Annotated in this window: 8 protein-coding genes; 1 reads left to right on the top strand and 7 read right to left on the bottom strand. The window is 63.7% G+C overall.

From position 1 onward, the window contains the following. On the top strand, positions 1 to 189 hold a 189-nt coding region (locus tag F758_RS0139350; protein ID WP_024512960.1), incomplete at its 5' end, for a BQ00720 family protein. Between the two features lie 254 nt (positions 190 to 443). On the opposite strand, the gene ptsN is transcribed toward F758_RS0139350, so the two are convergent. The 7 genes from ptsN to F758_RS0139315 form a co-directional block, all read right to left on the bottom strand. Continuing rightward, the gene (gene ptsN, locus F758_RS0139345) at positions 444 to 905 is read right to left on the bottom strand and encodes a PTS IIA-like nitrogen regulatory protein PtsN (RefSeq protein WP_024512959.1); all 462 of its coding nucleotides are present in this window, start codon (positions 903 to 905) and stop codon (positions 444 to 446) included. Between the two features lie 239 nt (positions 906 to 1144). Then, a complete protein-coding gene (hpf, locus tag F758_RS0139340) occupies positions 1145 to 1732 on the bottom strand; it encodes a ribosome hibernation-promoting factor, HPF/YfiA family (protein ID WP_024512958.1) in 588 nt (195 codons plus the stop codon). A gap of 184 nt (positions 1733 to 1916) precedes the next feature. Continuing rightward, on the bottom strand, positions 1917 to 3512 hold the full coding sequence (gene rpoN / locus F758_RS45690) for an RNA polymerase factor sigma-54 (protein ID WP_051387179.1): 1596 nt from the start codon (positions 3510 to 3512) through the stop codon (positions 1917 to 1919). Between the two features lie 91 nt (positions 3513 to 3603). Next, positions 3604 to 4617 carry an LPS export ABC transporter ATP-binding protein gene (gene lptB, locus F758_RS0139330; protein ID WP_024512957.1) on the bottom strand — a complete coding sequence of 338 codons (1014 nt, stop codon included), beginning with the start codon at positions 4615 to 4617 and terminating at the stop codon, positions 3604 to 3606. A 318-nt stretch (positions 4618 to 4935) separates the two neighbouring features. Then, positions 4936 to 5649, bottom strand: coding sequence for an LptA/OstA family protein (locus F758_RS0139325; protein ID WP_024512956.1), 714 nt, complete (start codon positions 5647 to 5649; stop codon positions 4936 to 4938). A 5-nt stretch (positions 5650 to 5654) separates the two neighbouring features. Continuing rightward, positions 5655 to 6419, bottom strand: coding sequence for an LPS export ABC transporter periplasmic protein LptC (lptC, locus tag F758_RS0139320; RefSeq protein WP_024512955.1), 765 nt, complete (start codon positions 6417 to 6419; stop codon positions 5655 to 5657). Between the two features lie 143 nt (positions 6420 to 6562). Next, positions 6563 to 7177: a ribonuclease D gene (locus F758_RS0139315; protein ID WP_024512954.1), complete on the bottom strand. Its 615-nt coding sequence runs from the start codon at positions 7175 to 7177 to the stop codon at positions 6563 to 6565. Between the last annotated feature and the right edge of the window lie 142 nt (positions 7178 to 7319).

Here is a 7319-nt window from a genome sequence, read left to right as displayed (position 1 = left end):
GCCTATGTGAAGCAGATCCGTTCCGAGGATGTGCCGGAGCTGTTTCCGCAGGCGCCGAAGATCGCGCCGGGCTTGAAGCTTTTCGCGCTCCACGCCGCCGACGGTACGCCGATCATGCTTACCGACTCGCGCGAAGCGGCGATCGCCAACGCCTGGAGCAACGAGCTGCAGGCCGTCAGCGTCCACTGACGTCAGGCACCAGAGAGGAATTCGAAAANGGCGGGCTNCCTCTGATGGATCAGAGGCGCCCNCCGTTTTTATTTTGCCCACGCGGTCGGACCGGCGCGGCCACTGCGAAGCACGGCCCGGCTCTCGCAGCGGGGCCGTTCATCCTTCGAGGCCCGCCGCGGAGCCTGTCATCGGGCCGCGCTTTGCGCGGACCCGTTCGCGACGGCACCTCAGGATGACGCTTTGAGATGGATGCTTAGGGCAAAGACGGCAGCTCACGCCGCGCTCGCCGGCGGCAGCGCCAGGACGGAATAGATCGCCTGTGCATCACGCGAGGCGCGCAGCTTTTTGGCGATGTCCTGATCCCGCAGCAGCCGGGCGATCCGCGCCAGTGCTTTCAGGTGGTCGGCGCCCGCGCCCTCGGGCGCGAGCAGCAGGAAGACCAGGTCCACAGGCTGGCCGTCCATGGCTTCGAAGTCGATCGGGCGCTCCAGGCGGGCGAACAGGCCAAAGATCTTTTCCAGCTTCGGCAGCTTGCCGTGCGGAATGGCAACGCCATAACCGACAGCGGTGGTGCCAAGCTTTTCGCGCTGCAAGAGGACCTCGAAAATGGCCCGCTCGTTCTGCCCGGTGAGCTCCGCCGCCTTCGCAGCGAGCTCCTGCAGCGCCTGCTTTTTGCTGTTGACCTTCAATGCCGGGAGAATCGCCTCGGGTGCGACCAGATCGGTAATCGTCATGGGGCGTTCCGAGGGTGAATTGAACCGTCAGGTTGCGAAATAGGCCTTTACTGGCCGTCGTCAAGAAGTTGGAGAGGAAGGAAGGCGGGGTTTACGCCCGAGCCCGGGTCCCTGGTTGGGGCGCTTCTACTCCAACGCAACGGCTGTGCCAACTCCCGGCATGTGTTCCGCGCGTCCTAACCCTAAAAACCCTGGACGACGGGGAGAGCGCCAAAATTGTCATGTTTGCCACCGGCTTATCAGGATTTGACGGTCGGCGGATCAATCCAGCCGACATTGCCGTCCGCCCGGCGGTAGATGATATTCACCCGGCCACTCGAGCCATGCTGAAACACCAGGCAGGGCGCGCCCGTCAGGTCCAGTTCCATGACGGCCTCGCTGACCGACAGCCGCTTCAAGGACGTCGTTGCCTCCGCGATGATCACCGGGCTGTAGCCGCTGACCTCTTCCTCGCCTTCGTCCGGCGCCTCGATGACATAGCTCGGTGCTTCCAGATCGGCCATTGCCGCCGCGGCCGCATGGGCCTTGCGCGCGGAGCGATCCTTCAGCCGGCTCTTGTACCGGCGCAGCCGCTTTTCAATCATCAAGAGCGCCTGGTCGGCGCTGGCATAGGCGTCGGGCGCGTTGTAGTCGGCCTCCAGGGTTATTCCGGAATCAAGATGCAATGCGCAATCGGTACGGAAGCCAAAACCGTCCTTGCTCAAGGTGATGTGGCCGGAAAAATTGCCGTCAAAATATTTCCGCAAAACCTCCTCGGTGCGCTCGCTGATGCGACCGCGCAGCGCCTCGCCGACGCTGATGCTTTTTCCCGAGATCCGGAGAGTCATTTAAAGCCTCCCTTGGGATGCCTTGCATAGATGCCTTGGGTCCTTGCTGAGCATGATCGTCCGGGAAAAGCGGTCCCCGCTCGTTCCGGATCATGCTCTCGCAGGAATCGACACTATCCCGATTTGAGAGGGACGCAATCCGGGGAAGCAGGGATGCGGCCGCGCGCGGTGTCGCAGCGGAACTTCACACCGGCAGCACCAACGCGCTCTGCTTTTCGCGGCGGCGTTGCACCGAAGAGGGAATGCGCATCGCTTCACGATATTTCGCGACCGTGCGGCGCGCGATGTCGATGCCGGCTTCGCGCAGTCTTTCCACGATTGTGTCGTCGGACAGGATCGCGTTCGGATCCTCGCCATCGATCAGCCGCTTGATGTGATGCCGCACGGCTTCCGCGGAATGAGCTTCGCCGCCATCGGCGGAGGCGATCGAGGCGGTGAAGAAATACTTCAGTTCGAAGGTGCCGCGATTGGTCGCCATGTATTTGTTGGCGGTGACGCGCGAGACTGTCGATTCATGCATCTGGATCGCGTCCGCCACGGCTTTCAGATTGAGCGGCCGCAAATGCGCAACGCCATGGGTGAAGAAGCCGTCCTGCTGCCGCACGATTTCGGTCGCGACCTTTAAGATGGTGCGGGCGCGCTGGTCGAGCGCGCGCACCAGCCAGGTCGCGTTCTGCAGGCAATCGGTGAAGTAGGATTTGTCGCCGTCTTTCTTGATGGTCTTCGACAGTTCCGCGTAATAGGTCTGGTTGACCAGCACGCGCGGCAGCGTGTCGCTGTTGAGCTCCACCTGCCAGCCGCCGTCCGGCCCCGGCCGCACATAGACATCGGGCACCATGGTCTGCAGCCGCGAGGTGCCGAACCGCAAGCCCGGCTTCGGATCGAGGCGACGGATCTCGCCGATCATGTCGGCGATGTCCTCGTCATCGACGCCGCACACCTTGCGCAAGGCAGCGATGTCGCGCTTGGCCAGCAGATCGAGATGCTCGACCAGGGCCTGCATTGCGGGATCGTAGCGGTCGAGCTCGCGGAGCTGGATCGCAAGACATTCGCTCAAATTGCGCGCGCAGACACCGGGCGGATCGAATTTCTGCAGCACCGCGAGCACGGCCTCGACCTCCGCCGGCTTGGCGCCCAGGCGCTCGGCCGCCTGGCCGAGATCCGGCGGCAGATAGCCGGCCTCGTCCACCAGATCGATCAGGTATTGTCCGATCATGCGCTCGGCCGGCGAGCTGAAGGCCACCGCGAGCTGCTCAGCAAGGTGATCGGCGAGCCGCACTTCGGCCGCCACAAAGGCCTCGAGATTGTACTCCTCGTCGCTGGAGGCGCCGCCGCCCCATTCGGTGTAGGCGGTCGGCGTGGCTTCCTGCGCGTGGCGCGCGGCCGCCTCGGCCGGCTCCTCGGAAAAGACGTTGTCGAGCCCGGTGTCGAGGGTCTGTTCGATCTCGGCGCGGCTGCCGAGATCGCGGCTCAGCCATTCTTCCTGGCTCGGTTCGAAGCCCTCTCCGCCGGCCGCTTCGGATTGCCCGGGCGTAAAATCCTCGCCGCCATCTGCGTCCGAATCGGAGAAATCCGCCCGCCCTTCCACGTGCTCGCCCGCGACCGGAGGCTCGGGGTCGTCGTTCGCCCGCTCGAGCAGCGGATTGCGCTCCAGTTCCTCTTCGACAAAGGCGGACAGGTCGAGATTGGACAATTGCAGCAGCTTGATCGCCTGCATGAGCTGCGGCGTCATCACCAGCGACTGCGATTGACGGAACTCTAACCTTTGCGTCAGCGCCATCGAAGCAAAAACCGTTCCTCGAAATTGGTCCGATTCTTGCTTATCCTACTCTGAGGTCGATGTACACGGCTTGACGAGTTGAAATAAAGAACTACAGGCGGAACTCTTCGCCCAGATACAGGCGGCGAACGTCTGGATCGCTGACGATCTCCTCGGGACTGCCCTCCGTTAGAATCTCGCCGGCGTAAACGATGTAGGCGCGGTCGGTCAGGCCCAGCGTCTCCCGCACATTATGGTCGGTGATCAACACACCGATGCCGCGATTGGTGAGATGGCGAACCAGGTCCTGAATATCGCCGACCGCGATCGGATCGATGCCGGCGAAGGGCTCGTCGAGCAGCATGTAATTCGGGCGGGTGGCGAGCGCACGCGCGATCTCAACGCGACGCCGTTCGCCGCCTGAGAGCGCGATCGACGGCGTCTTGCGCAGCCGCGTGATGTTGAATTCGTCGAGCAGCGAATCGAGTTCCGCCTCGCGCTTCTTCTTCGAGGACTCGACCACTTCGAGCACCGCGCGGATGTTCTGCTCCACCGTCAGGCCGCGGAAGATCGAGGCTTCCTGGGGCAGGTAGCCGATGCCGAGCCGCGCGCGCTGATACATCGGCAGCTGCGTCACGTCATGGCCGTCCAGCTCGATCGCACCGCGATCCGCCTTGATCAGCCCGGTGATCATGTAAAACACGGTGGTTTTGCCGGCGCCGTTCGGCCCGAGCAGGCCCACCGCCTCGCCGCGGCGGACATAGATGCTCACGCCGCGCACGACCTGACGGCTGCCGAAGCTCTTTTCCACGCTATGCACAGCCAGATAGCCCTGCCGTCCCAACAGGCGGGGCGCGGCCGCCCCGTTGCCCCTCGCGCCCGGCTTGGCTGGCGGCTTGGCCGGTCTCTGCGGCGGGCGCGCCCGTGGCGCCTGCGGCGCTTCCGCGTGCTGCGTCCCTCTCAAATCCATGCCGGGAATCGGCGCTTCACGCGCGATCGGCGGGGCCTCGCGCACCGGGCTCGCCACCATGTCGCCGAAGGCGGTGATATCCTCTCGCGCGCGCGCAAACCCGCTCCGGCCGCTTTTTGCGGGGCGCCGACGGAACATGCCGAATAAATCCACCATCCCCGCTTCGCTCTGCGTCTCTTTGAAGGTGTTCCGTAGCTAGCCGCCGGCTTCGATTCGTTCGCCCGGCATGCAGGAATGGGCGTTCCTTGCCCAGCGGAACGCCCGGTGTCAGGACGAGCAGCTATATCCGGTCATTTTGGACCGAAAGCGGGCACCCTGCTCAACCCCTCATCCTGAGGTGCGAGCAGAGCGAGCACCTCAGGATGACGGGTCGAGTTGGGAGCTCGTTTCGAGCTACACGATCGTCAGCTAGATACAGGCTTGCGCTCCCGCCTTCAACTGCACCGCCTCGACTGGCCTCGGAAGCGATTGAAATCACTTCGGTTTATTTGATCCCAGAGCGGGCAAAGGCGATCCGCTGCCCTGCCCTGGCGCGCCGCAGCCGTTGCCGCCCTGCCCCGACTGGTTGATGAACAGGCCCTGCACCTTGCCCGAATCGGACTCCACCCGCGAAACGCCGGTGGTCATGTCGACGAACAGCCGGTCGCCCCGCAGCACGTTCTTGCACTGGGTCAGCACCACCCCGCCGAGCATGGTGATCAGGTTGGTCTTCGTATCGAAAACCGCGGTCTCCCCGGTGACGACCTGGTCCTTCTGGGTCACGACCACATTGCCGTGCGCCTCCAGCCGCTTGATCGACGAACTGCCGCTGGGCCCTGGTGTGGCCGACTGCATGGGCGCGCCCTTGGCCGGGGCCTTGCCCTTGGCAGGCGGCTGCTGCTTGTTGGAGCTTGATTCGTAGAACACCACGAGCGTCTTGGAGGTCATGGTGGTGTCGCCTTGCACCACCTTCACATTGCCGGAGAAGGTTGCTTCCTTCTGCTTGTCGCGCATCTCCAGCGACGCCGCCTCGATCTGGATCGGCTGGTCGCGATTCTGCGAAAAGCCCTGCATCGCATTGGGCACGCCTTGCACGGCACTTTGCGCGCTGGCGCCGAACGCCGCACCGAAAGCGACCGCGAACGTCACGGCAAAGCCGCACAGCAAAAGCTGTCCACTCGAATTACCCAACCGCGAGAGCTTGCGCATGCGTATCACTTGGAATGCGTGGGTTTGCCGGAAGCGGACCGCGGCGACTTCGGCGATGGGGCAGGCGGCGCCGGCTCGACCGGAGCTGCGGTAGCGCTCGTCTCGTCGCTTGCTGGCTGCTCGGCATCGAGGTGATCCAGATGCATCACGACATTGCCCTCGAAACGCACCACCGCGCCGCCGTCGATGATCTTCATGCGGTCGGAGGACAGCGTTCCATTGGTCAGCTTCACATCGACATGTTCGTCGGAGTCCACCGTGTTCTTTGCCATGTCGACGAAGGCATGGGTGAGGCGTGCCTCATAGCCTGTCGTGGTCTGCAGGAAGATATCCTTGCGCAGGTCGATCGTCTGCTGCTTGTTGTCGAACAGCCCGGTCAGGGCGTCGAGCGTCACGGTCGAGCGGTCCTCCATCAGCACCTTGGCGCGCACCTTGTTCAGCTCGACATGATCGGGGTCGGTCAGGTCCTGGGTGGCGGTCTTCGCCCAGAGCTCATACGGGCGCTGGTCGGGCGTGTAGCCCGACAGATGCGGCGATTCCATGGTGATCTTGGTGCCGGACACCACGAGATTTCCGACGTCCAGCGGCAGTTTGGGCATCAGCATCCGGAACGGATTGAAGATCGAGATGCCAACGATCACGGCGAGCGCCAGCAACACCGCCGCGGGCACCGCGATGCGCAGCGTCCGCACCATCCGGCTGTGGCGCGCGGCAATCGCAAAGCGCGCTTCGAGGCTGGCCTGGTAGGCTGGGTTCTGGACCGAATTCACCGCTGCTCCGCGTGCGAGGGTTGACCCTCATTGTAACCCGCATCGCCCCATGACGCAGTCGGGAACTGGACGCGCGACTGTGACCGAAACGGGGCGGGGAAGTCCATTCTCCGAAAAGGCGGAGGTGACCCAGAACCCGCGCCTCACGAATGGGCAAAAATATCCTCGAGCTCCCAGCCCTGCAGGTCGAGCTTGGCCCGGGTCGGCAGGAACTGGAAACAGGCCTGGGCGAGCTCAGTGCGCCCCTCGCGCGCCAGCATGGCATCGAGGCGCTCGCGCAAGGCGTGCAGATGCAAGACGTCGGACGCCGCGTAGGCGAGTTGCGGCTCGGACAACTGCTCCGAGCCCCAATCGCTTGACTGCTGCTGCTTCGACAGATCGATGTTGAGCAGCTCGCGCACCAGATCCTTCAGACCATGGCGATCGGTATAGGTGCGGGTGAGGCGGGAGGCGATCTTGGTGCAGTACAGGGGCTGCGGCATCACGCCAAAAGCCTGGTAGAGCACCGCGATATCGAAGCGGGCGAAGTGAAAGATCTTGGTGATGCCGGGATTGGCGAGCAGCGCCCTCAAGTGCGGCGCGTCGGTGTGCCCCTGCGGGATCTGCACCACGTCGGCACTGCCGTCGCCGTTCGACAATTGCACGACACACAGCCGGTCGCGATGCGGATTGAGCCCCATGGTCTCGGTATCGATCGCCACGGACGTGGTGTAGCGGGACAGATCAGGCAGATCGCCGCGATGCAGGCGTACGGTCATGAAATTCGGGCCTCTGGAAATAGAGCCTCTGGTGGATTCGATGCGGCAAACAGCCTAACGCCCAAAGCGGCCAGGGGCGAGCGGTCGGGCGGCCTTTCGCTAGCAAAATCGGCCAAATTAGCAACCCACCGGGACGATTATC

This window comes from Bradyrhizobium sp. ARR65, from assembly GCF_000472385.1.
Taxonomy (GTDB): Bacteria; Pseudomonadota; Alphaproteobacteria; order Rhizobiales; family Xanthobacteraceae; genus Bradyrhizobium.
The sequence above is the reverse complement of the archived record's forward strand: the minus strand, read 5'-3'. Positions and strand labels throughout refer to the sequence as shown.

Excerpts from the sequence above, each read along its gene's own strand:
- ptsN (WP_024512959.1), bottom strand. The coding sequence starts at position 905 with ATGACGATTACCGATCTGGTCGCACCCGAGGCGATTCTCCCGGCATTG.
- hpf (WP_024512958.1), bottom strand. The coding sequence starts at position 1,732 with ATGACTCTCCGGATCTCGGGAAAAAGCATCAGCGTCGGCGAGGCGCTG.
- rpoN (WP_051387179.1), bottom strand. The coding sequence starts at position 3,512 with ATGGCGCTGACGCAAAGGTTAGAGTTCCGTCAATCGCAGTCGCTGGTG.
- lptB (WP_024512957.1), bottom strand. The coding sequence starts at position 4,617 with ATGGTGGATTTATTCGGCATGTTCCGTCGGCGCCCCGCAAAAAGCGGC.
- F758_RS0139325 (WP_024512956.1), bottom strand. The coding sequence starts at position 5,649 with ATGCGCAAGCTCTCGCGGTTGGGTAATTCGAGTGGACAGCTTTTGCTG.
- F758_RS0139315 (WP_024512954.1), bottom strand. The coding sequence starts at position 7,177 with ATGACCGTACGCCTGCATCGCGGCGATCTGCCTGATCTGTCCCGCTAC.